At 63.5% G+C, this 22970-nt stretch carries 19 protein-coding genes; 12 read left to right on the top strand and 7 right to left on the bottom strand.

Annotated features, from left to right (window positions below):
- The first annotated feature begins 40 nt into the window (after positions 1 to 40).
- The 3 genes from KTQ42_RS12605 to KTQ42_RS12595 all read left to right on the top strand — a co-directional run bounded on the left by KTQ42_RS12605 (position 41) and on the right by KTQ42_RS12595 (position 3793).
- Positions 41 to 1987: a dynamin family protein gene (locus KTQ42_RS12605; protein WP_217345808.1), complete on the top strand. Its 1947-nt coding sequence runs from the start codon at positions 41 to 43 to the stop codon at positions 1985 to 1987.
- Complete coding sequence (mutY, locus tag KTQ42_RS12600) at positions 1984 to 3081, top strand: A/G-specific adenine glycosylase (protein ID WP_217345807.1); 1098 nt, start codon at positions 1984 to 1986, stop codon at positions 3079 to 3081. Before KTQ42_RS12605 ends, mutY begins: the two co-directional genes overlap by 4 nt.
- A 115-nt stretch (positions 3082 to 3196) precedes the next feature.
- Positions 3197 to 3793 carry a hypothetical protein gene (locus KTQ42_RS12595; protein ID WP_217345806.1) on the top strand — a complete coding sequence of 199 codons (597 nt, stop codon included), beginning with the start codon at positions 3197 to 3199 and terminating at the stop codon, positions 3791 to 3793.
- An 87-nt stretch (positions 3794 to 3880) separates the two neighbouring features.
- Here the strand turns inward: KTQ42_RS12595 and KTQ42_RS12590 are convergent, their stop codons facing one another.
- The 6 genes from KTQ42_RS12590 to ilvA form a co-directional block, all read right to left on the bottom strand.
- Entirely contained in the window at positions 3881 to 4519 is a 639-nt protein-coding gene (locus KTQ42_RS12590; RefSeq protein WP_217345805.1) for an LON peptidase substrate-binding domain-containing protein, read from the bottom strand.
- 27 nt (positions 4520 to 4546) lie between these two features.
- The gene (rapZ, locus tag KTQ42_RS12585) at positions 4547 to 5419 is read right to left on the bottom strand and encodes an RNase adapter RapZ (protein ID WP_217345804.1); all 873 of its coding nucleotides are present in this window, start codon (positions 5417 to 5419) and stop codon (positions 4547 to 4549) included.
- A 62-nt stretch (positions 5420 to 5481) separates the two neighbouring features.
- Positions 5482 to 6423 (bottom strand): HPr(Ser) kinase/phosphatase, encoded by a 942-nt coding sequence (hprK, locus tag KTQ42_RS12580; RefSeq protein ID WP_194711457.1) that lies wholly within the window; start codon positions 6421 to 6423, stop codon positions 5482 to 5484.
- A gap of 47 nt (positions 6424 to 6470) precedes the next feature.
- Complete coding sequence (locus KTQ42_RS12575) at positions 6471 to 6944, bottom strand: PTS sugar transporter subunit IIA (protein WP_217345803.1); 474 nt, start codon at positions 6942 to 6944, stop codon at positions 6471 to 6473.
- A gap of 210 nt (positions 6945 to 7154) precedes the next feature.
- The gene (gene queF / locus KTQ42_RS12570) at positions 7155 to 7997 is read right to left on the bottom strand and encodes an NADPH-dependent 7-cyano-7-deazaguanine reductase QueF (RefSeq protein ID WP_217345802.1); all 843 of its coding nucleotides are present in this window, start codon (positions 7995 to 7997) and stop codon (positions 7155 to 7157) included.
- A gap of 75 nt (positions 7998 to 8072) precedes the next feature.
- A complete protein-coding gene (ilvA, locus tag KTQ42_RS12565) occupies positions 8073 to 9680 on the bottom strand; it encodes a threonine ammonia-lyase, biosynthetic (RefSeq protein ID WP_217345801.1) in 1608 nt (535 codons plus the stop codon).
- A gap of 94 nt (positions 9681 to 9774) precedes the next feature.
- Here ilvA and KTQ42_RS12560 point away from each other — a divergent pair, with 94 nt between their 5' ends.
- The 4 genes from KTQ42_RS12560 (at position 9775) to KTQ42_RS12545 (ending at position 15273) form a co-directional block, all read left to right on the top strand.
- Complete coding sequence (locus KTQ42_RS12560; RefSeq protein WP_217345800.1) at positions 9775 to 10263, top strand: YqaA family protein; 489 nt, start codon at positions 9775 to 9777, stop codon at positions 10261 to 10263.
- A 135-nt stretch (positions 10264 to 10398) separates the two neighbouring features.
- Positions 10399 to 14391, top strand: a complete 3993-nt coding sequence (locus KTQ42_RS12555; protein WP_217345799.1) for an FAD/FMN-binding oxidoreductase — start codon at positions 10399 to 10401, stop codon at positions 14389 to 14391.
- On the top strand, positions 14388 to 14813 hold the full coding sequence (locus KTQ42_RS12550) for an HIT family protein (RefSeq protein ID WP_217345798.1): 426 nt from the start codon (positions 14388 to 14390) through the stop codon (positions 14811 to 14813). The genes KTQ42_RS12555 and KTQ42_RS12550 overlap by 4 nt, the downstream gene beginning before the upstream one ends.
- A gap of 16 nt (positions 14814 to 14829) precedes the next feature.
- Positions 14830 to 15273, top strand: coding sequence for a DUF971 domain-containing protein (locus tag KTQ42_RS12545; protein WP_217345797.1), 444 nt, complete (start codon positions 14830 to 14832; stop codon positions 15271 to 15273).
- A gap of 518 nt (positions 15274 to 15791) precedes the next feature.
- Here KTQ42_RS12545 and KTQ42_RS12540 read toward each other — a convergent pair.
- The gene (locus KTQ42_RS12540) at positions 15792 to 16676 is read right to left on the bottom strand and encodes a sulfurtransferase (RefSeq protein WP_217345796.1); all 885 of its coding nucleotides are present in this window, start codon (positions 16674 to 16676) and stop codon (positions 15792 to 15794) included.
- Between the two features lie 105 nt (positions 16677 to 16781).
- Here KTQ42_RS12540 and dnaE point away from each other — a divergent pair, with 105 nt between their 5' ends.
- The 5 genes from dnaE to cpaB all read left to right on the top strand — a co-directional run bounded on the left by dnaE (position 16782) and on the right by cpaB (position 22954).
- Positions 16782 to 20240, top strand: a complete 3459-nt coding sequence (gene dnaE / locus KTQ42_RS12535) for a DNA polymerase III subunit alpha (RefSeq protein WP_217345795.1) — start codon at positions 16782 to 16784, stop codon at positions 20238 to 20240.
- Positions 20241 to 20832: 592 nt separating this feature from the next.
- Positions 20833 to 21153 (top strand): hypothetical protein, encoded by a 321-nt coding sequence (locus KTQ42_RS12530; RefSeq protein WP_217345794.1) that lies wholly within the window; start codon positions 20833 to 20835, stop codon positions 21151 to 21153.
- Between the two features lie 144 nt (positions 21154 to 21297).
- The gene (locus tag KTQ42_RS12525; RefSeq protein ID WP_194711473.1) at positions 21298 to 21480 is read left to right on the top strand and encodes a Flp family type IVb pilin; all 183 of its coding nucleotides are present in this window, start codon (positions 21298 to 21300) and stop codon (positions 21478 to 21480) included.
- Positions 21481 to 21530: 50 nt separating this feature from the next.
- Positions 21531 to 22076, top strand: coding sequence for an A24 family peptidase (locus tag KTQ42_RS12520; protein WP_217345793.1), 546 nt, complete (start codon positions 21531 to 21533; stop codon positions 22074 to 22076).
- Between the two features lie 53 nt (positions 22077 to 22129).
- Positions 22130 to 22954: a Flp pilus assembly protein CpaB gene (gene cpaB / locus KTQ42_RS12515; protein WP_217345792.1), complete on the top strand. Its 825-nt coding sequence runs from the start codon at positions 22130 to 22132 to the stop codon at positions 22952 to 22954.
- The last annotated feature ends 16 nt before the right edge of the window (positions 22955 to 22970 follow it).

Here is a 22970-nt window from a genome sequence, read left to right as displayed (position 1 = left end):
GCTAGGCTGTGGATAGTTCCGTAGAGCAATAAGGCATATCGTGAGCAATCTGGTTGAAAAATTCGGTGAGTACAGCCACTGGCGCAGTGGCGTGGTGCGCGCGTTGGAACGCTATCGCGACGCGATCCAGGCCGCCGGCCTGGCCGATGAAGGCAGCCAGCAGCGCATCACGCGCACCCTGGCCCGCCTGGCCGAGGACAGGATGACGGTAGCTTTCGTCGCCGAGTTCTCGCGGGGCAAGTCGGAGCTGATCAATGCGATCTTCTTTGCCGGCTATGGCCAGCGCATCCTGCCGTCGTCGGTGGGCCGCACCACGATGTGCCCGACCGAGTTGATGTATGACGCCAGCCTGCCGCCCTCGATCCGCCTGCTGCCGATCGAGACCCGCGCCACCAGTCAGTCCACTACCGACCTGCGCGCGCAGCCGGATGCTTGGACGGTAATGCCGCTGGATGTGGCCTCGACTGACGGCATGCTGGAAGCCTTCCGCCAGGTCAGCCTGTCGCGCCGGGTGCCGGTCGAACAGGCCCAGGCTTATGGCCTTTACGATCCGGACGCTGCCGACAGCGGCATGACGGTTGGCGCCGACGGCCTGGTGGAAATTTCGCGCTGGCGGCATGCGATTGTGAATTTCCCGCATCCGCTGCTGCAGCAGGGCCTGGTGATCATCGACACGCCCGGCCTGAATGCGATCGGCACCGAGCCAGAACTGACCCTTAACCTGATACCGAACGCCCACGCGGTGCTCTACATCCTGGCCGCCGACACCGGCGTGACCCGCTCCGATATCGATGTCTGGCGTGAGCATATCGGCGCCAGCGCCGGCCGCATGGTGGTGTTGAACAAGATCGACAGCATGTGGGACGAGCTGCGCGGCCCCGCCGAGGTGGAAGCGCAGATCGCACGCCAGGTCGCCGGCGCCGCCCAGACGCTGGAACTGGATGCGTCCCAGGTCTACCCGGTGTCGGCCCAGAAGGGCCTGGTCGCCAAGATCAATGGCGACGCCGCACTGCTGGAAAAGAGCCGGCTGCCGGCGCTGGAATCGGCGCTGTCGCAAAAGCTGATACCGGCGCGGCGCGAGCTGATGCAGGCGCAGTTGCATGCCGAGGCGGCGGAGCTGATCGCCTCGCGCCAGTCGCTGCTGTCGTCGCGGCTGCGCAATGTGGTCGAGCAGTTGGTCGAGCTGAAAAGCTTGCGTGGCAAGAATCAGAATATCGTGGCGCACATGATGAAGCGCATCGACATGGAAAAGGCCGATTTCGATGCCAGCCTGGTCAAGCTGCAGGGCACCCGCACTGTGTTCGGCAACCTGTCGGCGGAGCTGTTCGCCCATCTTGGCACTGATGTATTGAAGAACAACATCCGCGATACCCGGGAAGCGATGCAGTCCAGCCTGTTCTCGGTCGGCATGCGCGATGCGGTCAAGCGCTTCTTCACCGAGGTCGAAGGCAACCTGATCCTGTCGGGCCGCAAGATCGGCGAGATCAGCGACATGATGGCGGTGATGTACCGCCGCTTCTCCGCCGAGCACGGCTTTGCGCTTTCCACGCCGATGCCGTTTTCGCTCAAGCGCTATGCCGACGAGATCGCGGCGGTCGAGTCGGCCTATCACAGGCAGTTCGGCGCGGGCGCGCTGCTGACCACGCCGCAGCTGGCACTGATGCAGAAGTTCTTCGACTCGATTGCCTCGCGCGTCAGGCAGAGCCTGCTGCTGGCCAACCGCGATGTCGAAGCCTGGCTGAAGGTAGTGATGGCGCCGCTGGAAGCCCAGATCCGCGAGCACAAGAACCAGCTGAAGCAGCGCCGCAATTCGATCGAGCGCATCCATCTCGCGGCCGACGACCTGGATGTGCGCGTCACCGCGCTGGAACGCATGCAGGCCGACCTGGAAAACCACAGGCAGGCGCTGGCAGAGTGCGAGTCCGGACTGAAGGCGGCGCTGGTGGCCGATGCGCCGGTGCCGGCGCCATCCATGGCGGCCGGATGAAACGCATCGTCGATCACGATATTCCGCTGCAGGACCCGTCCTTTTCCGCCGACGTGGTGCGGTGGCAGAAGCAGCACGGCCGGCATGCGCTGCCCTGGCAGAACACACGCGACGCCTATCGCATCTGGCTGTCCGAGATCATGCTGCAGCAGACCCAGGTCGCCGCGGTCATTCCGTATTACCAGCGCTTCCTGGTGCGCTTTCCCGATGTGACGTCGCTGGCCGAAGCGCCGGCCGAGGACGTGATGGCCCACTGGAGCGGCCTGGGCTACTACTCGCGCGCCCGCAATCTGCATCGCTGCGCGCAGCGCGTGGTGGCCGAATACGGCGGCGTCTTTCCGGCCGACCCGGCGCTGCTGGCCGACCTGCCTGGCATAGGCCGCTCCACCGCCGCCGCTATTTCCGCCTTTGCCTACGGCACCCGCGCCGCCATCCTGGACGGCAATGTGAAGCGGGTGTTCTGCCGGGTCTTCGGCATCAAGGGTTTCCCCGGCGCCAAGCCGGTCGAGGACAAGCTTTGGCAACGGGCCGAAGCCCTGCTGCCGCATGAGGATATGCAGGCCTATACCCAGGGCCTGATGGACCTGGGCGCCACGCTATGCACGCGCAGCCGGCCGGATTGCCAGCGCTGCCCGCTGGCGCATCGCTGCGTGGCTTTTGAAACCGGCCGCACTGCCGAACTGCCGGTCAGGAAGCCGAAGAAGGCGGTGCCGGAACGGCATGTCGGCATGCTGGTGATCGTCGACGATGGGCAGGTCTTGCTGGAGCAGCGGCCGGGCAGCGGCATCTGGGGTGGTTTGCTTTCATTGCCCGAGGTCGCCCTGGACGACTGGGACAGGCGCATGGCGGCCGCGGTCGCGCCTTTCGGCGTGATGCAGGCGCATGACAAGCTGCAGCCCTTCAGCCATGGCTTTACGCATTTCAAGCTGCATGTGGCGCCTTACCGCGTCCATTTGTCGCAGCGGCATGCGATGGCGGCCGAGGCCGGCCATGTATGGTATCCGGTGGCCAAGCTGGCGCAGGCGCCGCTGCCGGCGCCAGTGAAGAAAATGCTGCTGGATTTGCTGGGAACGCGGGATTTATTCGGCAGTTGACTTGCCTGGCCCGTAAAGGCGTGCATAACGGCGTTCCATTTAAAAACGTTTGTCCATGCGGATCTTTTATTTAGCGCAGCGTACTCAAATTTTTTGACCCCTACGCGAGCGTGAAATGGATTCCACTCCTAAACTGGGCATTTCATCGGCGAATCTGCATGAGTTGAATTCGCCGGATGCCGTTACTGACAGCACTTCCCCGACATCGAATCAGACAGCGCCTGTTCTTTCCGAAAGAAAAACGAATTCGGAACCACTGCTGGGCCAGAATCAAGAAAAAGTCGCCTTTAAACATTATTTCGGCAATTTGGTTTTAAGAATGCTTACTTCCTCTGAAGCAAGCAATGGATTAGCTCCTCAAGATTATTTCAGACACGCTTCCGCCTGCATTGTATTAATGCAGGAAAGCGATAAGCCATCTGCAACCCATACCCTATTGGACCTATTGAAGAACCGGGTGGATATCTATACGCATAAGGCATCCGTAATGGGGAGCGGCTTGGCGCGCGACAGCCGGGAAACGGCACGGGATATGTTAAGCCCACTCAAGTATCTTGCTGAACGTGAAGAGTCAGGGCTCGATGACACCATCCGTGCCAGCCTCCAGAGAGAACTCAGTGCTTTGGAAGCTCAGGTCAACCTGGAATATGAATTGCGGAACGATAAGGAAAACGGTGTTCATGCCGTCCTTCTGCAACCCAAATCGTCGTGAGATTGTAGTTGGCAGTCATGTAAAGGCATCAATGGGATTGGCAAGCTGCCGCCATGGCTGATTTTCCAATGCCCGGTTGTTGACGCATCAATGCGACTTGTCGCCCGCCACAATCCCATGCTGCACCAGATACTGATGCACGATCGCCAGCCGGCTTTGTGCATCCGTCAGTTCCAGCAGCTTCTGCCGCGCCAGCGTGGAAATCGGCAGGATCTCGCACCAGCGATTGGCGACCCAGCAGGTGCTGTCCAGTTTCAATTCCGCCGGAAAGGGGCTGAAGCCGCCTTCGCCGCTGGCGCGGGCGGCTTCATTGATGTCCTTGATGACGGTATTCAGCGCAGTGGCGCAGGCCACCAGTTCGGCGCTGGGCGGCGCGTCGGCATCGTCGGCAATCAGTTCCGTCCTGGCTTCGATGCGCTGGTCCGGCAGGGTCCGGGTTTCCAGCACCCGGAAGCGCTGGCCGCCGCTGGTCTGCAGCATCAGCAGGCCCAGTTCCGGCATGTCCCACTCCACGATATGCGCCAGGCAGCCCACGCTGTCGGGCTGGGCCGCGACGCCGACTTCCTTGCCTGACTTGATGCGCACCACGCCAAACGGCGCATCGCGCTTCATGCAGTCGCGGACCATGTCGATATAGCGCGTCTCGAAGACCCGCAGCGGCAGCGCGCCGCCGGGGAACAGCACGGTATTGAGCGGAAACAGCGGCAGCCAGGCGTGATCGGACATAGTGGGAATCCGCAAGGGGAAAGGGCGTCAGTCAAGCTCGCGATGGCGCTTCAGCACCCGCGCGGCGTCCTGGAAATAGGCGGCAAGATGCTCGACGAAATACACCGAACGATGCTGGCCGCCGGTGCAGCCGATGGCCACGGTCAGATAGCTGCGGTTGTCGTTCTTGAATGACGGCAGCCATTTCTCGACGAAATTGCGGATGTCGCCCATCAGGTTTTCCACTTCCGGCAGCGCATCGAGAAAATTGATCACTGGCTGATCGCGCCCGGTCAGTGGCCGCAGCGCCAGATCGTAATACGGATTGGGCAGGATGCGCACGTCGAACACCAGATCGGCGTCGAGCGGCACGCCGTACTTGAAGGCAAACGATTCGAACAGCAGCGTCAGCGGTGAGTGGTCGCTTCCGACCAGATCCTTGATCCAGGCGCGCAGCTTGTTGGCCGACAGGCCGGAAGTGTCGATCACCTGGCCCAGGCCTTCGACGTCGGCCAGCATTTCACGCTCGCGGCGGATGCATTCGACCAGGGTGGGGCGATGGGTCGGGCTCTTGTCGTCATCGCCGATGGATTCGCGGTGCGACAGCGGATGGCTGCGGCGGGTTTCGGAAAAACGGGTGATTAGCGACTCGGTCTTGGCGGTGAGGAACAGCACCTTGACGTCATGCCCCTGCTGCTTGAGCCAGCGTATGTCGGCGGGCAATTCCGCCAGTGACAGCGCGCTTCGGGCATCGACCGCAACCGCCAGCGCCGTGGCGCCATCCTTTTGCCGGGTTTCCACCAGCGCGCGCAGCAGCGTGGGCGGAAGGTTGTCTACACAGAAGTAACCGGCATCTTCAAGGGCTGCGAGGCCGATCGATTTGCCGGATCCGGATATGCCGGTAATGAGTATGATGCGCATCGCCCGATCATACCGCAAACCGCACCGATTTAAAGGCCAAGCCAGCCAGCCGGAGCACTGTCTCAGGCTTCGTCGTCCATCGCCTTTTGCTGGCGTTCCATGAAGTCCTTCAGAGTATCGATGCCGCGCAGTTGAAGAATGGTATTGCGCACCGCGGCTTCCAGCAGCACTGCCAGGTTGCGGCCGGCTTCGACCGGGATCACCACCTTGCGGATCGGCAGGCCGAGCACTTCCTCGCTTTGGGAGTGCAGCGGCAGCCGCTCGTAGTTTTCTTCCAGCGTGCTGCGCCTGACCAGATGCACGATCAGCTTCAGGCGCATTTTCCGCCGGACCGCGGTTTCGCCAAAGATGGTGCGGATGTCCAGCAGGCCCAGGCCGCGCACTTCCAGCAGGTTCTGCAGCAGCGTCGGACAGCGGCCTTCGATCATGTGCGGCGCGATGCGGGCGAATTCCACCACGTCGTCAGCCACAAGGCCATGGTTGCGCGAAATCAGTTCCAGACCCAGTTCGCTCTTGCCCAGCCCCGACTCGCCGGTAATGAGCACGCCCACCCCCAGCACATCCATGAACACGCCATGCATGGTGATGCGCTGCGCCAGCTTCTTGGAGAGATAGACCCGCAGATAGTCGATCACCTGGGCCGCAGGCAAGGGCGTGGAAAACAGCGGGATATTCTTCTCGTCGCAGATCGCCAAGATGTAGGCCGGGGTTTCCAGTCCCTGGGCGATGATGAATGCCGGCGGCGCGCCGGCCACCAGTTCTTCGGTCTGGTGCTGCCGCGACAGCGGCGACAGCCGCTTGTAGTACTCGGTTTCCTGGTGCCCGAATACCTGGATGCGTCCCGGATGGATCAGGTTCAGATGGCCCACCTGGTCCGCCGCCGACGCGGCGTCGCCGGAAATCAGGCGCTCGCCGCCGGGAAAACCGGCGAACCAGCCCAATTGCAGCGCTTCGCGGTTATCGTCGTAGAGCTGCTGTATCGACAGCGGAGTGGAAAGCGGCATCGGGTGCTTACACCTGGAAAAAAGAGGACAAGGCTAACCGGTAAAACTCAGGCAACGTTCTGCATGCTGGACTGCCAGCCGATGATGCGATCATGCACCGCCTTGGCATCGGGATCCTGTGCCAGGCCGCTACGGAATGCATCGTCGGAAAACATTTCGGCGATTTCGGACAAGATTTCCAGATGCTGCTGGGTGACGTTGTCGGGAATCAGCAGAAAGATCAGCAGACTCACCGGCTGACCATCCGGCGACTCGAACGGAATCGGCGCGGCAAGGCGCACGAAGGCGGCGATCGGCGCCTTCAGGCCCTTGATGCGGCCATGCGGCACGGCAACAGCGTGGCCCAAGCCGGTGGAACCCAGTCGCTCACGGGCAAACAGGTTATCCGAGACCGTTGACCGGGCGATGCCAAAATTGTTCTCGAAGATCAATCCCGCCTGTTCGAACGCGCGCTTCTTGCTCGATACGTCTAGGTCGAGCACGACATTCTCTATGGGAAGGATCTGGCTGAAGTGGGTCATGATGCGATGCACAATAAAAGTGGCTTGTCGCTGCGGATTATAGGCGCATTGCAGGATGGAAGCTCCTGGTTGCCTATGCCGTGGCGGCCGTGTTGGGGCCGCTGATGCTGTATATGGGTGCGGCTGTCCCTGTTTCCAGTCGCACTTTATACGCGATATCCCAGCGGGGCAATGTATTTAAGAAACATTTCCTCAAAAAAGGAATGACAATTATTGACGTGGCAATCGCAGGTTCGAAGGACGCTGGCCAGTCGTGAAATTGCTCCGCCATGGATTGATGTCCAACCCGCCGCGGCGTGTAAAGCGGGCGTAGACCGCCAGCTTCTGTGGCTGGCAATGGCGCAACAGGTCCATGAATATGCGTTCCACGCATTGTTCATGGAATTCATTGTGATTTCGGTAGCCAATCAGGTACTTCAGCAGGCCTTCCTGATTGATGGCGGGGCCGACATAACGGATCTGCACGCTGCCCCAGTCGGGCTGCCCGGTGACCAGGCAGTTGGACTTGAGCAGATGCGACACCAGCACTTCCTCGACCGGCGCTTCCTCGCGGGCGCTCCTGAGCAGCGCGGTATCGGGGCTGTAATTGTCGACCTCGATATCGAGCCGGTCCAGCAGCAGGCCTTCGAGGTCGCCCATTTTCAGCTTGCTGAAATCCTCGGGCGCCGTCAGCGCCACCTGCACCGGCGCGCCGGTGGCGGCGGACAGGTCGGCGCGCAGCAGCTCCAGCAGCGCGTCTGCGCCGGCCAGCCGGGTCTGGTTGAAGGAATTGAGATAGAGCTTGAAGGACTTCGACTCGACGATGTTGGGCGAGTCGGCCGGGATCATGAAGCTGACCACCGCGATCTGCGGCTTGCCGCGCAGGTTCAGCCACGACACTTCATAGGCATTCCAGATATCGATGCCGAAGAAGGGCAGCGTGCCCGACGACAGCCCCAGTTCACTGCGCTTGCCCTGGCGGGCAATCGGGAACAGCAGGGAGGCATCGTAGTCGCTCTTGTAGGTGGCGGGCTTGCCGAGCGGGGAATCTTGCGGCGTGTCAGGCGTGGTCATGGCTACGGAATCCGGCGGAAACCGGCATTTTGCCAGATTCCGCCGGGCGGGGTTTCGAAGCGCCCGGCGGACGATTCAGAGGAAGAGCTTGTAGGCCGGATTGTCGTTCTCGTCCCAGTAGCGGTAGCCCAGGCTGGCCAGCGAGGCGCGGAAGGCCTTCATTTCCTTTTTCGGCACCTGCAGGCCGACCAGGATGCGGCCGACGTCGCCGCCCTGGTTGCGGTAGTGGAACAGGCTGATGTTCCAGTTCGGCGCCATGCTGGCCAGAAAGCGCAGCAAAGCGCCGGGGCGCTCCGGGAATTCGAAGCGGTACAGCAGCTCGTCCTGCGCCAGTGCGCTCCTGCCGCCGACCATGTGACGGATATGCATCTTGGCCAGCTCGTCGTGCGTCAGGTCCAGCGTGCGGTAGCCATGCTTCTCGAAGCTCCTGGCGATCTTGCCCGGCTCGTCGCGGTTGGCGATCTGCAGGCCGACGAATACATGGGCCTCGCGTTCGTCGCTGATGCGGTAATTGAATTCGGTGACGCTGCGCCCGCCGACCAGTTCGCAGAAGCGCCGGAAGCTGCCGCGTTCCTCGGGAATGGTGACGGCGAACACCGCTTCGCGCGATTCGCCGACCTCGGCCCGTTCCGCCACCAGGCGCAGGCGGTCGAAGTTCATGTTGGCGCCGCAGGCAATCGTCACCAGCGTCTCGTTCTTCAGCGGCCGCTTGGCCAGGCGCTCGCGCTCGATATAGGCCTTGGCGCCGGCGACCGACAGCGCGCCGGCCGGCTCCAGGATGCTGCGGGTGTCCTGGAACACATCCTTGATCGCCGCGCAGACGGCGTCGGTGTCGACCACGATGATGTCGTCGACATACATCTTTGCCAGCCGGAAGGTTTCCTCGCCGACCAGCTTGACCGCGGTGCCGTCGGAAAACAGGCCGACATCGGGTAGCGCGACCCGGCGCCCGGCTGCGAGACTTTGCGCCATCGCGTCGGAATCGGTGGTCTGCACCCCGATCACCTTGATGTCGGGCCGCACCGCCTTGACGTAGGCGGCGATGCCGGCAATCAGGCCGCCGCCGCCGATGGCCACGAAGATCGCGTGGATCGGGCCGGAATGCTGGTGCAGGATTTCCATCGCGATGGTGCCCTGGCCGGCGATCACGTCCGGATCGTCGAAGGGATGGACGAAGGTCAGCTTCTGCTTCTTTTCCAGCGTCAGCGCATGGCCGTAGGCATCGCTGTAGGAGTCGCCGTACAGCACCACTTCGCCGCCACGGGCGCGCACCGCGTCGATCTTCACCTGCGGCGTGGTGGTCGGCATCACGATCAGGGCCTTGCAGCCCAGGCGCGATGCCGACAGGGCCACGCCCTGGGCATGGTTGCCGGCCGAGGCGCAGATCACGCCGCGCTTCAGCTGCGCCGGGCTCAGGTTGGCCATCTTGTTGTAGGCGCCGCGCAGCTTGAAGCTGAACACGCTCTGCATGTCTTCGCGCTTGTAGTAAATGCGGTTGCCGGTGCGCTCGGACAGGCCGGGCGCGAATTCCAGCGGCGATTCGATGGCAACGTCATAGACGCGGGCGGTCAACACTTTCTTCAGGTAATCGATGGTCATGGCTTTCTGGCTGATGAGGCGATTGCTGTGCGCCGTGGCGGCGCGTGGGCGGGGCAGGCATGCGCATGCGGCTTGGCAACACATTATAATGGACGCCCCTCGGCGGAACCCGTTCCCCGGCACCGGCCGGCGCCGCATCGATGACAAGTTCAACCAAAAAAGGCGGGTCCGACTTCGCATGATACTTTCCGCAATCGAATGGCTGCTCAACGTGCTGGCTGCGCCGGCCGTGGGCCTGACCTCGGTGTTCTTCATCAGCCTGGTGTCGGCGACGCTGGTGCCGATGGGCTCGGAGCCGGCGGTGTTTGCGGTGGTCAAGGCCAATGCCGCGATGTTCTGGCCGGCGATCCTGGTTGGCACCGTCGGCAACACGCTGGGCGGCATCCTCAATTACGCGCTCGGCTATGGCGCCAAGCAGGTATTCGCCCATGAGCGCAAGACCCGCTGGTTTCACTGGCTGGAGCGCTATGGCGCCAAGACCCTGCTGCTGTCCTGGCTGCCCGGCGTGGGCGACCCGATCTGCACCGTGGCCGGCTGGCTACGCCTGCCGTTCTGGCCCAGCGTGGGCTATATGGCCATCGGCAAGTTCCTGCGCTATCTCATGATGACGGTCGCGCTGCTGTATGTGCCGGACGGCGTCTGGCGGCGCATCGCGGAACTGTTCTGACGGGTCTTTCCGCTGCGGCGGCGCCCGGCTGAAGCAGCTGATCGGGCGATTTCCGAATGGCGATGCCGCCTGCCTGATGCGGCGCAATACGCTAGAATGCTCGTTTAGCGTCAGTCCCTCCCCAATTCCCCTCTGATGAACGCTCCAGCTCAAATCCAGGCTTTACTGTCCGACGTGCCGGCCCCGACCCGGCTGCGCGAAATTCCCTATAACTACACTTCGTTTTCCGACCGCGAAATCGTGATCCGCCTGCTGGGAGAAGAGTCCTGGCGCCTGCTGGACGCGCTGCGCGGCGCGCGCCAGACCGGCCGCTCGGCGCGCATGCTCTACGAAGTGCTGGGCGACATCTGGGTAGTGCGGCGCAATCCCTATCTCCAGGACGACCTGCTGGACAACCCGAAGCGGCGCCAGGCCCTGATCGACGCCCTGAACCACAGGCTGGGCGAAGTCGACAAGCGCCGTCTCGCTGCCGACGGCGGCGACGGCGCGGACATGGATGCGCAGCAGCGCAGCGACAGCGTGGAAACCCTGCTCAGGGCAGCCAGGAAGGCCGTGGCCGACTTCGGCGAGGAATTCCGCCAGACTTACGACCTGCGCAAGCGTGCGGTGAAGGTGCTGGGCCGCTACACCGAAAAGGACAACATCAAGTTCGACGGCCTGTCGCGGGTGTCGCATGTCACCGACGCCACCGACTGGCGCGTGGAATACCCCTTCCTGGTGCTCACGCCCGACAGCGAAGAGGAAATGGCCGGCCTGGTCAAGGGCTGCATCGAACTCGGGCTGACCATCATCCCGCGCGGAGGCGGCACCGGCTATACCGGCGGCGCGATTCCGCTGACGCCCATGTCGGCCGTGATCAATACCGAGAAGCTGGAGCAGCTGGGCGAAGTCGAAATGATGATACTGCCTGGCGTGGACCGCGAGTACGCCACCATCTACACCGGCGCCGGCGTGGTCACCAAGCGGGTGTCCGACGCGGCCGACAAGGCCGGCCTGGTGTTCGCGGTCGACCCGACCTCGGCCGAGGCATCCTGCATCGGCGGCAATATCGCGATGAATGCCGGCGGCAAGAAGGCCGTGCTGTGGGGCACCGCGCTGGACAACCTGGCGAGCTGGCGCATGGTCGACCCGAACGGCGACTGGCTGGAAGTCACCCGCCTGGAGCACAACCTCGGCAAGATCCACGACGCGCCGGTGGTCAAGTTCAGGCTGGAATGGACCAAGCCGGCCGCGCGCGGCCGCAGCAACCAGCCGTTCCGCTCGGAAGTGATCGAGGTGGCGGGCAAGGTGTTCAGGAAGGAAGGCCTGGGCAAGGACGTGACCGACAAGTTCCTCTCCGGCCTGCCCGGCATCCAGAAGGAAGGCTGCGACGGCCTGATCACGTCGGCGCGCTGGATCCTGCACCGCATGCCGAAACATGCCCGCACCGTCTGCCTGGAATTCTTCGGCCAGGCGCGCGACGCGATTCCTTCGATCGTCGAGATCAAGGACTACCTCGACAGCGAAACCGCCAAGGGCGGCGCCATCCTGGCCGGCCTGGAGCACCTGGACGAGCGCTACCTGCGCGCGGTCGGCTATGCCACCAAGTCCAAGCGCGGCGTGCTGCCCAAGATGGCGCTGTTTGGCGACATCGTCGGCGACGATGAGGACGCGGTAGCCCGCGCGGCCTCGGAAGTGGTGCGCATCGCCAATACCCGCGTCGGCGAAGGCTTTGTCGCGGTCAGCCCGGAAACACGGAAGAAATTCTGGCTGGACCGCGCCCGCACCGCGGCGATCGCCAAGCACACCAACGCCTTCAAGATCAACGAGGACGTGGTGATCCCGCTGAACCGCATGGGCGAGTACACCGACGGCATCGAGCGCATCAACATCGAGCTGTCGATCAAGAACAAGCTGCAGCTGGTCGACGAACTGCGCGCCTTCTTTGCCAAGGGCAATCTGCCGCTGGGCAAGAGCGACGACGCCGAAGGCAGCGGCATTCCGCCGGCCGAGCTGCTGGAAGACCGGGTCAGCCAGGCCGAGCAGCTGCTGGCCGGCGTGCATGCGCGCTGGACCTACCTGCTGGCCAACATGGACAAGCCGCTGGCCGCGGCCAAGGCCGACCTTGCGGTGCTGGGCCTGGACAAGCTGTCGGCCGCCTTCGACGAGCGCCTGGCGCAGCAGCCGGAGGCGACCGTCTTCGATGTCACCCAGGACCGCACGGTGCGGGTGTCGTGGAAGAGCGAAGTGCGCGCCGGCCTGCGCCAGATCTTCAACGGCGGCGCCTTCAAGCCCATCCTCGATGAATGCACCGCGATCCACAAGAAGGTGCTGCGCGGCCGCGTGTTCGTCGCGCTGCACATGCATGCCGGCGACGGCAATGTGCATACCAACCTGCCGGTCAATTCCGACCACTACGAGATGCTGCAGGACGCCCATGCGGCGGTGGCGCGCATCATGACGCTGGCGCGCTCGCTCAACGGCGTGATCTCCGGCGAGCATGGCATCGGCATCACCAAGCTGGAATTCCTGACCGAGGACGAGATCGTCGAGTTCCGCGAATACAAGCGCCGGGTCGATCCGGAAGGCCGCTTCAACAAGGGCAAGCTGCTGAACGACCCGAACATGCATTCGGACCTGCGCAATGCCTATACGCCGTCGTTCGGCCTGATGGGCCATGAGTCGCTGATCATGCAGCAGAGCGACATCGGCGCCATCGCCAACAGCGTCAAGGACTGCCTGCGCTGCGGCAAGTGCAAGCCGGTATGCGCCACCCATGTGCCGCGCGCCAACCTGCTGTACTCGCCGCGCAACAAGATCCTCGCCACATCGCTGCTGGTGGAAGCCTTCCTGTATGAAGAGCAGACGCGGCGCGGCGTGTCGATCAAGCACTGGGAAGAGTTCGAGGACGTGGCCGACCACTGCACGGTATGCCACAAGTGCGTCACGCCTTGCCCGGTCAATATCGACTTCGGCGACGTGTCGATGAACATGCGCAACCTCCTGCGCAAGATGGACAAGAAGTCTTTCAACCCGGGCACCGCGGCCTCGATGTTCTTCCTCAACGCCACCGATTCGGCCACCATCAACGCCACCCGGCAGGTGATGATGGGCTGGGGCTACAAGGCGCAGCGCCTGGGCAATGAAGTGCTCAAGAAGCTGGCGAAGAAGCAGACCAAGGCGCCGCCGGCCACGCATGGCAAGCCGCCGGTGCGCGAGCAGGTGATCCACTTCATCAACAAGAAGATGCCGGGCAACCTGCCCAAGAAAACCGCGCGGGCGCTGCTCGATATCGAGGACGACAAGATCGTTCCCATCATCCGCGACCCCAAGACCACCAGCGCCGATACCGAGGCCGTGTTCTACTTCCCCGGCTGCGGCTCGGAGCGGCTGTTCTCGCAGGTGGGGCTGGCAACCCAGGCGATGCTGTGGAATGTCGGCGTGCAGACCGTGCTGCCGCCGGGCTATTTGTGCTGCGGCTATCCGCAGCGCGGCTCGGGCGATTACGACAAGGCGGAAAAGATCATCACCGACAACCGGGTGCTGTTCCACCGCATGGCCAACACGCTGAACTACCTCGACATCAAGACCGTGATCGTGTCCTGCGGCACCTGCTACGACCAGCTGCAGGGCTATGAATTCGAGAAGATCTTCCCCGGCTGCCGCATCGTCGACATCCATGAATACCTGATGGAAAAGGGCGTCAAGCTCGAAGGCGTCAATGGCGTGCGCTACATGTATCACGACCCCTGCCATACGCCGATGAAGCTGCAGGACCCGCTCAAGACCGTCAATTCCCTGATCACCACGGCGGATGCGCAGAAGATCGAGAAGAACGATCGCTGCTGCGGCGAGTCCGGCACGCTGGCCGTGTCGCGGCCGGATATCTCGACCCAGATCCGCTTCCGCAAGGAGACCGAGATGGAGAAGGGCGTGGCCAAGGTGCGGGCTGACGGTTTCGCCGGCGACGTCAAGGTGCTGACGTCCTGCCCGTCCTGCCTGCAGGGCCTGTCGCGCTACAACGAGGATGCCGGCACCACCGCTGACTACATCGTGGTCGAGATGGCGCGCCACCTGCTGGGGCCGTCCTGGCTGGAAGACTATGTCGGCCGGGCCAACAGCGGCGGCATCGAGCGGGTGCTGGTATGACGGCGGCCTGCGAGCTGTGCGAGGGCAGCGGCGGCGAGGAGCTGTACCGCGACCACCAGCTGCGGGTGGTGCTGGTCGACGATGCGCAGTATCCCGGCTTCTGCCGGGTGATCTGGCAGACGCATGTGAAGGAAATGACCGATCTCGCGCCGACCGAGCGCAGCGCGATGATGCAGATGGTGATGAAGGTCGAGACCGCGCTGCGCGAGGCGATGAACCCGGACAAGATCAACCTGGCCAGCCTGGGCAACATGACGCCGCACCTGCACTGGCATGTGATACCGCGCTTTGCCGACGATGTGCATTTCCCCTCGCCGGTATGGGCCAATGCGCAGCGCGCCGCCGACGCCGCCACGCTGGCATCGCGCAAGGCGCAACTGGACGCACTGCGCGCCGCGCTGGCGCGGCAGACCGCGCAATAAACTGGAGACTGACAACATGGCTGGCTCGCAACAGACACCCCCGGCGCCGACGCCGACCGAAATCGCAGTGCGCAGGCAGTCGCGTCTGCTCGATATTGCCTTTGACGACGGCGCCAGATTTTCGCTGCCCTTCGAACTGCTGCGGGTGTATTCCCCTTCGGCCGAGGTGCGTGGCCACGGCCCCGGCCAGGAAACCCTGCAGACCGGCAAGCGCAATGTCGACCTGACCGCGCTGGAGCCGGTCGGCAATTACGCGGTGCAGCCGCATTTCGATGACGGTCATAACACCGGCATGTATTCCTGGGAATACCTGTACTGGCTGGGCAACAACCAGGCCGAGCTGTGGGAAGACTACCTGGCGCGGCTGGATGCGGCCGGGCATGGACGCGAGGCGGGTCGCGATGTGGCGATGGCGCCGGCCAAGGCGGGCGGCCATGGGCATGGCTGCGGCGGGCACTGACAGCCTTTGACCTTTGAAGGCGACAGCCCGTCGCACTAGCACTAGCACTAGCACTAGCACTAGCACTAGCACTACGCCCGTCCCTGGTCCGCCATGCCGGCGATGCTTAAAGCAAATCGGGCGCAGCGCCTGTCGTAGGGTGGAACACCCCGAAGGGGCATTCGACGAGGCGGTCGATCAAGGCAGCAGGTCGCAATCGCCAGGGCCGCCTGGCGTAGCGAACCGCCTGGCTAATCAACGGCGTCGTGCAAAGGTGTTGAACTGCTAGTGGCAGGCGTCACTGCGAGACAGCAATTGCTTTCGATGTCAAATGCGCCAAGACGACTGCACTATCGTTGTAACGATTCGGTGGAATGCCCCTTCGGGGTATTCCACCCTAGGGGCTCCGGGCGCCGCCCCTGATTTACTGCAAGCTTCGACTTCACGGTGCAAGCGCATGAGCAAACCGGTGAAAGGCTATGGCGCCGGCTTGCTGTCCGGCGCTGCGCATTGACCGCTGTGCCGCGCGGCATGCGGTTTCAGGGTGCCAAGCCGCCTGCCGCGGCGGTCTCGGCCTTGCTTTCCCGCTTCGCGCAATGCGGGCAGGAGTCGCCATACACATACAGCGGCGACAACTGCTCGCGCGGCGTGACCACGGCGCGGCAGGCATAGCACTGCACGGTAGGCGTGGCTTCCAGCTTCGGGTTCAACGCGGTGCGGCGGTCGAAGACGAAGCAGTCGCCGGTGTAGTGGTCGCCGCCCACTTCCTCGAAATACTTCAGGATGCCGCCCTCCAATTGGTAGACATGGTCGTAGCCGATGTTCTGCATGTGGATCGCCGCCTTCTCGCAGCGTATGCCGCCGGTGCAGAAGGTCACCACGGTCTTGCCGGCCAGTTCATCGCGATGCCGCGCCACCACGTCTGGAAACTCGCTGAACTTCTCGATGCGGTAATCCAGGGTGTCGTTGAAGGTGCCGACATCGACTTCGAAGGCATTGCGGGTGTCCATCATTACCACCGGCCGGCCTTCATCGTCATGGCCCTGGTCCAGCCAGCGCTTGAGGTCCGGCGCCGTCACGGCCGGCGCGCGGCCCAGCTCGGGCTTGATCAGCGGGTGCTTCATCGTGATGATTTCGCGCTTCAACTTGACCAGCATGCGCTTGAACGGCTGCTCGTCGGAATAGCTTTCCTTGACTTCTAGGTCGGCGAAGCGGGCGTCGGCGCGCAGCCATTGCAGGAAGCGGTCGATGCCGTCGCGGCTGCCGGCCAGGAACAGGTTGATGCCTTCCGGGCTCAGCAGGATGGTGCCCATCAGGCCCAGCTCGGCGCAGACGGCCTGGAACGCGGGCCGTTTTTCAACGGTGTCGTCGAAGGTGATGAATTTGTAGGCGGCGATGTTGACGAATGGTGAGGAGGGTTGCATGCCAGATAAGGTAAGTCATTGATTCGTCGGCATTATAAACCGCGGTGTGGCGTGCGCGCCAAAAACCCGGTTTGGCGCGGACAGGGCTGCGGGTAAAATAGCCGGATGACCTCCCCGCAATTCATCCATCTTCGCCTCCATTCCGAATTCTCCATCGCCGACGGCCTTGTCCGCATCGACGACGTGGTGAAGGCGGCAGCGAAAGACGCGCAACCCGCACTTGCCATCACCGACCTCGCCAACCTGTTTGGCATGGTCAAGTTCTACAAGGCCGCGCGCGGCAAGGGCATCAAGCCCATTGCCGGTTGCGATGTGTGGATCACCAACAATGACGACCGCGAAAAGCCGTCGCGCCTGCTGCTGCTGGTCAAGAACCGGGACGGCTACCTGCAGCTGTGCGAGCTGCTGTCCAAGGCCTGGCTGACCAACCTCTACCGCGGCCGCGCCGAGATCCGCGGCGAATGGCTGGAGGCGCTGGCGCCAGGTGGACTGATCGCGCTGTCGGGCGCCCACTTCGGCGACATCGGCTGCGCCTTCGAGCGCGGCAATCCGCAACTGGCCGAGCGTTGCGCACAGCGCTGGGCAGCCGCTTTCCCCGGCCATTTCTATATCGAGATACAGCGCGCCGGCCAGCCCAACATGGAGCAGCAGGTCCGGCAGTCGGTGGCATTGGCGGCCAGGCTGCAACTGCCGGTGGTTGCCACCCATCCGGTGCAGTTCCTGTCGGCCGAGGAATTCGTCGCGCATGAAGCGCGCACCTGCATCGCCGAAGGCGAGATCCTGGCCAATCCGCGTCGCCCCAAGCGCTTCAACGAGCAGCAGGCCTTCAAGACCCAGGCCGAGATGGCAGAGCTGTTCGCCGACCTGCCGGGCGCACTGGCCAACAGTGTCGAGATCGCGCGCCGCTGCAACCTGGTGCTGGAACTGGGCAAGCCCAAGCTGCCCAACTTCCCGACGCCGGACGGCATGACCATCGACGACTTCCTGGTGGCCGAGGCCAGGCGCGGATTGGAAGAGCGCCTGCTGCATCTGTTCCCCGACGAGGCGGTGCGCGAGCAGAAGCGGCCGCGTTATGAAGAGCGCCTGAAGTTCGAGACCGACACCATCATCAAGATGGGCTTTCCCGGCTACTTCCTGATCGTGGCCGACTTCATCCAGTGGGCCAAGAACAATGGCGTGCCGGTGGGGCCGGGCCGTGGTTCGGGCGCCGGTTCGCTGGTGGCTTATGCGCTATCCATTACCGACCTCGACCCGCTGGCCTACAACCTGCTGTTCGAGCGCTTCCTGAATCCGGAACGGGTATCGATGCCCGACTTCGATATCGACTTCTGCCAGGAAGGCCGCGACCGCGTGATCCAGTACGTGAAGGATCGCTACGGCCGCGAGGCGGTGTCGCAGATCGCCACCTTCGGCACCATGGCCGCCAAGGGCGCCGTGCGCGACGTCGGCCGCGTGCTCGACATGGGCTACAACTTCTGCGATGGCATCTCCAAGCTGATCCCGTTCAAGCCCGGCAAGCTCGTCACCATCGCCGACGCCATCGAGGAAGAGCCGCTCCTGAAGGAGCGGATGGAGAAGGAAGAGGAGGTCAAGCAGCTGCTGGACCTGGCGCAGCAGGTGGAAGGCATCGCCCGCAACATCGGCATGCATGCCGGCGGCGTGCTGATCGCGCCCGGCAAGCTGACCGATTTCTGCCCGCTCTACACCCAGGGAGGCGACGCCGGCGTGGTGTCGCAGTACGACAAGGACGACGTGGAAGCCGTGGGCCTGGTGAAGTTCGACTTCCTGGGCCTGACCACGCTGACCATCCTCGACCGCGCGGTGCGCTACATCCGCCAGCTGGACCCGGCGATGGCCGAGTTCAGCCTGGACAAGCTGCCGCTGAACGACCGCGCTTCCTACGAGCTGCTGACCAAGGCCAAAACGGTGGCCGTGTTCCAGCTTGAAAGCCGCGGCATGCAGGGCATGCTGAAGGATGCAAGGCCCGACCGCTTCGAGGACATCATCGCGCTGGTGGCGCTGTACCGGCCCGGCCCGATGGACCTGATCCCGGACTTCTGCAAGAGGAAGCACGGCGAGCGCTTCGACTATCCCGACCCGCGTACCGAAGGCATCCTGTCCGAGACCTACGGCATCATGGTGTATCAGGAGCAGGTAATGCAGATGGCCCAGGTGATCGGCGGGTATTCGCTCGGCGGCGCGGACTTGCTGCGTCGCGCGATGGGCAAGAAGAAGGCCGAGGAAATGGCGCAGCATCGCCAGATCTTCCGCGAGGGCGCGGCCAGGAACGGCCTGTCCCAGGAAAAGGCCGACGAGATCTTCGACCTGATGGAGAAGTTCGCCGGCTACGGCTTCAACAAGTCCCACGCAGCCGCCTACGCGCTGCTGTCGTACTACACCGCCTATTTAAAGGCCCATCATCCGGCCGCCTTCATGGCCGCCAACTTGTCGCTGGCCATGGATGACACCGACAAGATCAAGATCCTGGTGGAAGACGCGGTGGACATCTGCGGCCTGACGCTGCTGCCGCCCGATATCAACCAGTCTGACTACCGCTTCATGCCGGTTGGCGAGCCGCCCAGCGTGAGCAAGAAGAAGGTCAGGGAGATTCGCTATGGCTTGGGCGCGGTCAAGGGCTCGGGCCAGGGCGCGATCGAGGCCATCCTCGCGGCCCGCCGCGACGGCCCCTTCGCCGACCTGTTCGACTTCTGCAAGCGGGTTGACAAGAAGCAGATCAACCGCCGCACCATTGAGTCGCTGATCCGCGCCGGCGCCTTCGACAGCTTCGAGGTCGATCGCGGCATCCTGTTGGCCTCGGTCGGCTTTGCCATGGAATGCGCGGAACAGGCCGAAGCCTCGGCCAACCAGGTCAGCCTGTTTGGCGGCGACCACAGCGACATGGTAGCCCCGCCCGAGTATGTGAAGGCGCCGCCCTGGAGCGAGAAGCAGAAGCTGACCGAGGAAAAGACCGCGCTCGGCTTTTACCTGTCGGGCCACCTGTTCAATGCCTATGCCGAGGAGGCGCGCAAGTTTGCCCGCACCCGGCTGTCCGACCTGTCGCCATCGCGCGAGCCGCGGCTGATGGCCGGCATCATCGCCGGCCTGCGGGTGCAGATGACGCAGCGTGGCAAGATGGTCATCGTGCTGCTTGACGATGGCAGCGCGGCGGTGGAGGTCACGGTCTACAACGAAGTGTTCGACGCCAACCGGCACCTCTTCAAGGAAGACGAGTTCCTGGCGGTGCAGGGCAAGGTATCGGAAGACCGCTTCTCCGGCGGCCTGCGCATCACCGCGGAAAAGGCGATGGACATCGCCACCGCGCGCATCCAGTTCGGCAAGAAGTTTGCGTTCTCCATGACCGACAGCACCGACCCGGCGCAGATCAAGGCCATCCTGTCGCAGTTCCGCTCGGAGCAGGGCCTGCCGCTGGCGATGCGCTATACCCGGCACGGCATCGATTGCGAGGTGCAGTGGCCGGATGAGTGGCGGGTGGCGCCGGCCGATGCCCTGAAGCAGTCGCTGTTTGACCGGCTGGGCGCGCGCAGCGCGGCGGTGGAGTACTGAGTCGGGCAGCTTTGGCCAAGGTCGTTGCACCCTGCCAAAGCAGTTGCCTTTACTGCCCGTTGAACGCAGGGCGGCGTCGATGCCTGAAGCGGACAAGGTGCGGCGTCTGTCGTAGATACTGTCATGCCAGTCAAGCCCATGTCATGTTGGATCGAAGGCCTGCCGTAACCTCAGTACGCCAAAGGCAGCATGGATGGGCCTGGTTGGCTTTCCAGCCGCGGCCAGTCGCTGGCGGAACACGCCGCCGCAGGCGGTTCCGTGCAAGGCCACCACGGCAGGCATGCAGTCCGTAGCCTGGGTGAAGCGCAGCGCAACCCGGGCCATCCATTGATGAAGCCAGTCGCATTGCCAGAGAGGCGAAAAGGCCGGGTTTGAGAATGCGCCAGGAAAGCCCGGGAGGCATCTATTGCGTCACGGGGCAATCCGAATTGCGCTGCGCTTCACCCAGGCTACGCTGCGCTTCACCCAGGCTACGCTTGCTGCCGTGGCGGTATCGCGTAATGCCCCTTCGGGGTATTACGCCCTACGTCTTCCATGATGCTTTACCTGCTCATTCCAGCGTCACCCGCGCAAAGAATCAGCGCTCCGTAGGGTGGAATACCCCGAAGGGGCATTCCACCATGGGTCGATCAAGGGGTTGGCAGACAATGCCGTCGCGGTTTGCGAACGCCCTGCAATGCCCTCAGGTATTGCACCCTGCAAATGCGGCTGCTCTTCCAACTGCAACGACAACGCCATTCGCTTCATCGCGCTGCAATGGCTGTCATTGCTTCCCATTTTTGATCGCCTGGCCTTCTGCCGCCCCATCCATCACGAACGATTACCTGAAATTCTGCAAGGCCATCACCGCCCATGCGCAACATTGGGTTCTCATTTCCTCGCTGATCGTCCATCAAAACTGCTGATCGCTTAGTCGACATAGCGCCAGATCAAACGGCCTGAACCGGTTGCGATCTGTCAAACACCGGCTTGCCCACGCCGCGACACTAGCGCCTGCGACGGGCCTCACAAGCCGCAGGAAGTCGCATTCCACATCAACTACATCAGGAGCAATTCGATGAACGCAATCATGCAGTTTCTGAAGGAAGAGGACGGCGCCGCCGCTGTCGAGTACGGCTTGCTGGTGGCCCTGATCGCCGCCGTGATCGTGACGGTGGTGGCGACCCTGGGCACGCGGGTCAAGGCCGGCTTCACCACAGTGTGTAATGCACTGACCGGCGGATCAGGCGCCTGCACCTGAGTAATCACGGGCCCGGCATGCCGGGCCCGGTACGCACAATGAACACAGACATGACCGCTTCCATGCTGCTTGCCAGCCTGTTCCTGCTGCTGGCGGTTGGCCACGACTTCCGGCATCGTCGCATCCCAAACAGCCTGGTCGCCGCCGGCATGCTCGCGGCAATGGCCTGTGCCGGCGCAGCCGATGGCATCGGCCTGCGGCTGGCGCTGGCCGGCATGGCCATAGGGCTGTTCTCGCTACTGCCCCTGTATGTGCTTGGCGGGCTGGGTGCCGGCGACGTCAAGCTCATGGCCATGGTCGGCGCCTTCATTGGCCCACAGTGCATGCCGCTGACACTGCTTGCCACCCTGCTTGCAGGTGGCGCGCTGACGCTGGCAGTAACGCTATGCCAGGGCACGACAAGGCAGATGCTGCATAACGTGCGCGACATGCTGTGCAGTGCGTGGTGGCGGCTGGCATGCCGCCAGTTGCCCAGGATAGATCCGGCACCCGCCTCCGCCGGCAGGATGCCTTATGCATTTGCCATCGCCAGCGGCGCATGGCTGCAGTGGATGCTGGCCGACAGCAGCCTGGCGGCCCGGCTGGCCCTGTATTGAGTTGGCCTTGTACCGAAGCAGCGCGGCGCGAGCCGATTTGAAGGAGCAGCATCATGAGCAAGACCTTACGCAGCCTGCTTTCCATTGGCATTGCCTTGCTTGCCGCACTGGCCGCAGTGCTGCTGGCGGCGCGCTGGAGCGCGCGGTCCACGATCGACATGCGCCATATCGCGGTGGCGGCAGCCGAGATCCAGCCTGGCACCCGGCTGCGTCCTGACATGCTGCAACTGCTGCCATGGCCGGCCAGCAGCCTGCCTCAGGGCATTTACACGGAGCTGTCCTTGCTGAACGGACGCGTGACCCGTGTTGCGCTGGCGCGCGGCGAACCGGTGCAGGACGCCAGGCTGGCCCAGCCGGGCGCCACCGGCGGCCTGTCGGCACTGGTGGCGCATGGCAAGCGCGCGATGACGGTCAGGGTCAATGACGTGGTGGGTGTGGCCGGCTTCGCCCTGCCGGGCAATTTCGTCGATATCCTGGTCAGTACGCAGGATGAACGACGCACGCCGGGCGAGCGTGAGCTGGCGATTTCCAAGCTGGTGCTGGAGCGCATCCTGGTGCTGGCAGTGGCGCAGGAAGCGGGACAGGGCGACACCCGGCCCAAGGTGGTCAATGCAGTCACGCTGGAAGTCACGCCGGCAGAGGCCGAGCAGCTGGACCTGGCGCGCAGCGTGGGGCAGCTGTCGCTGGTGCTGCGCAACCAGGTGGATCTGGCGCCGGCGCGCACGATCGGCGCTACCAAGCAGACGCTGCTGAAAACAGCGGCGCCCGCGCCGGTGGTCAAGGCCTCCCCAGTACTGCCAAGGCCGGAGCGGTCAGCGCCGCCACAGCAATGCCAGCAGGTGTTTACAGGGGCAGGGCCGCTGGTGCAGTGTTTTTAATGCATGGACTAACCGG

It is taken from the genome of Noviherbaspirillum sp. L7-7A (assembly GCF_019052805.1).
GTDB lineage: Bacteria > Pseudomonadota > Gammaproteobacteria > Burkholderiales > Burkholderiaceae_D > Noviherbaspirillum_A.
Note: the sequence above shows the minus strand (reverse complement) of the source record. Positions and strands in the feature narration are given on the sequence as shown.

Bases quoted from the DNA above. Each gene is read 5' to 3' on its own strand.
- mutY (WP_217345807.1), top strand. From the start codon at position 1,984: ATGAAACGCATCGTCGATCACGATATTCCGCTGCAGGACCCGTCCTTT.
- KTQ42_RS12595 (WP_217345806.1), top strand. From the start codon at position 3,197: ATGGATTCCACTCCTAAACTGGGCATTTCATCGGCGAATCTGCATGAG.
- KTQ42_RS12590 (WP_217345805.1), bottom strand. From the start codon at position 4,519: ATGTCCGATCACGCCTGGCTGCCGCTGTTTCCGCTCAATACCGTGCTG.
- rapZ (WP_217345804.1), bottom strand. From the start codon at position 5,419: ATGCGCATCATACTCATTACCGGCATATCCGGATCCGGCAAATCGATC.
- hprK (WP_194711457.1), bottom strand. From the start codon at position 6,423: ATGCCGCTTTCCACTCCGCTGTCGATACAGCAGCTCTACGACGATAAC.
- KTQ42_RS12575 (WP_217345803.1), bottom strand. From the start codon at position 6,944: ATGACCCACTTCAGCCAGATCCTTCCCATAGAGAATGTCGTGCTCGAC.
- queF (WP_217345802.1), bottom strand. From the start codon at position 7,997: ATGACCACGCCTGACACGCCGCAAGATTCCCCGCTCGGCAAGCCCGCC.
- ilvA (WP_217345801.1), bottom strand. From the start codon at position 9,680: ATGTGTTGCCAAGCCGCATGCGCATGCCTGCCCCGCCCACGCGCCGCC.
- KTQ42_RS12560 (WP_217345800.1), top strand. From the start codon at position 9,775: ATGATACTTTCCGCAATCGAATGGCTGCTCAACGTGCTGGCTGCGCCG.
- KTQ42_RS12555 (WP_217345799.1), top strand. From the start codon at position 10,399: ATGAACGCTCCAGCTCAAATCCAGGCTTTACTGTCCGACGTGCCGGCC.
- KTQ42_RS12550 (WP_217345798.1), top strand. From the start codon at position 14,388: ATGACGGCGGCCTGCGAGCTGTGCGAGGGCAGCGGCGGCGAGGAGCTG.
- KTQ42_RS12545 (WP_217345797.1), top strand. From the start codon at position 14,830: ATGGCTGGCTCGCAACAGACACCCCCGGCGCCGACGCCGACCGAAATC.
- KTQ42_RS12540 (WP_217345796.1), bottom strand. From the start codon at position 16,676: ATGCAACCCTCCTCACCATTCGTCAACATCGCCGCCTACAAATTCATC.
- dnaE (WP_217345795.1), top strand. From the start codon at position 16,782: ATGACCTCCCCGCAATTCATCCATCTTCGCCTCCATTCCGAATTCTCC.
- KTQ42_RS12525 (WP_194711473.1), top strand. From the start codon at position 21,298: ATGAACGCAATCATGCAGTTTCTGAAGGAAGAGGACGGCGCCGCCGCT.
- KTQ42_RS12520 (WP_217345793.1), top strand. From the start codon at position 21,531: ATGACCGCTTCCATGCTGCTTGCCAGCCTGTTCCTGCTGCTGGCGGTT.
- cpaB (WP_217345792.1), top strand. From the start codon at position 22,130: ATGAGCAAGACCTTACGCAGCCTGCTTTCCATTGGCATTGCCTTGCTT.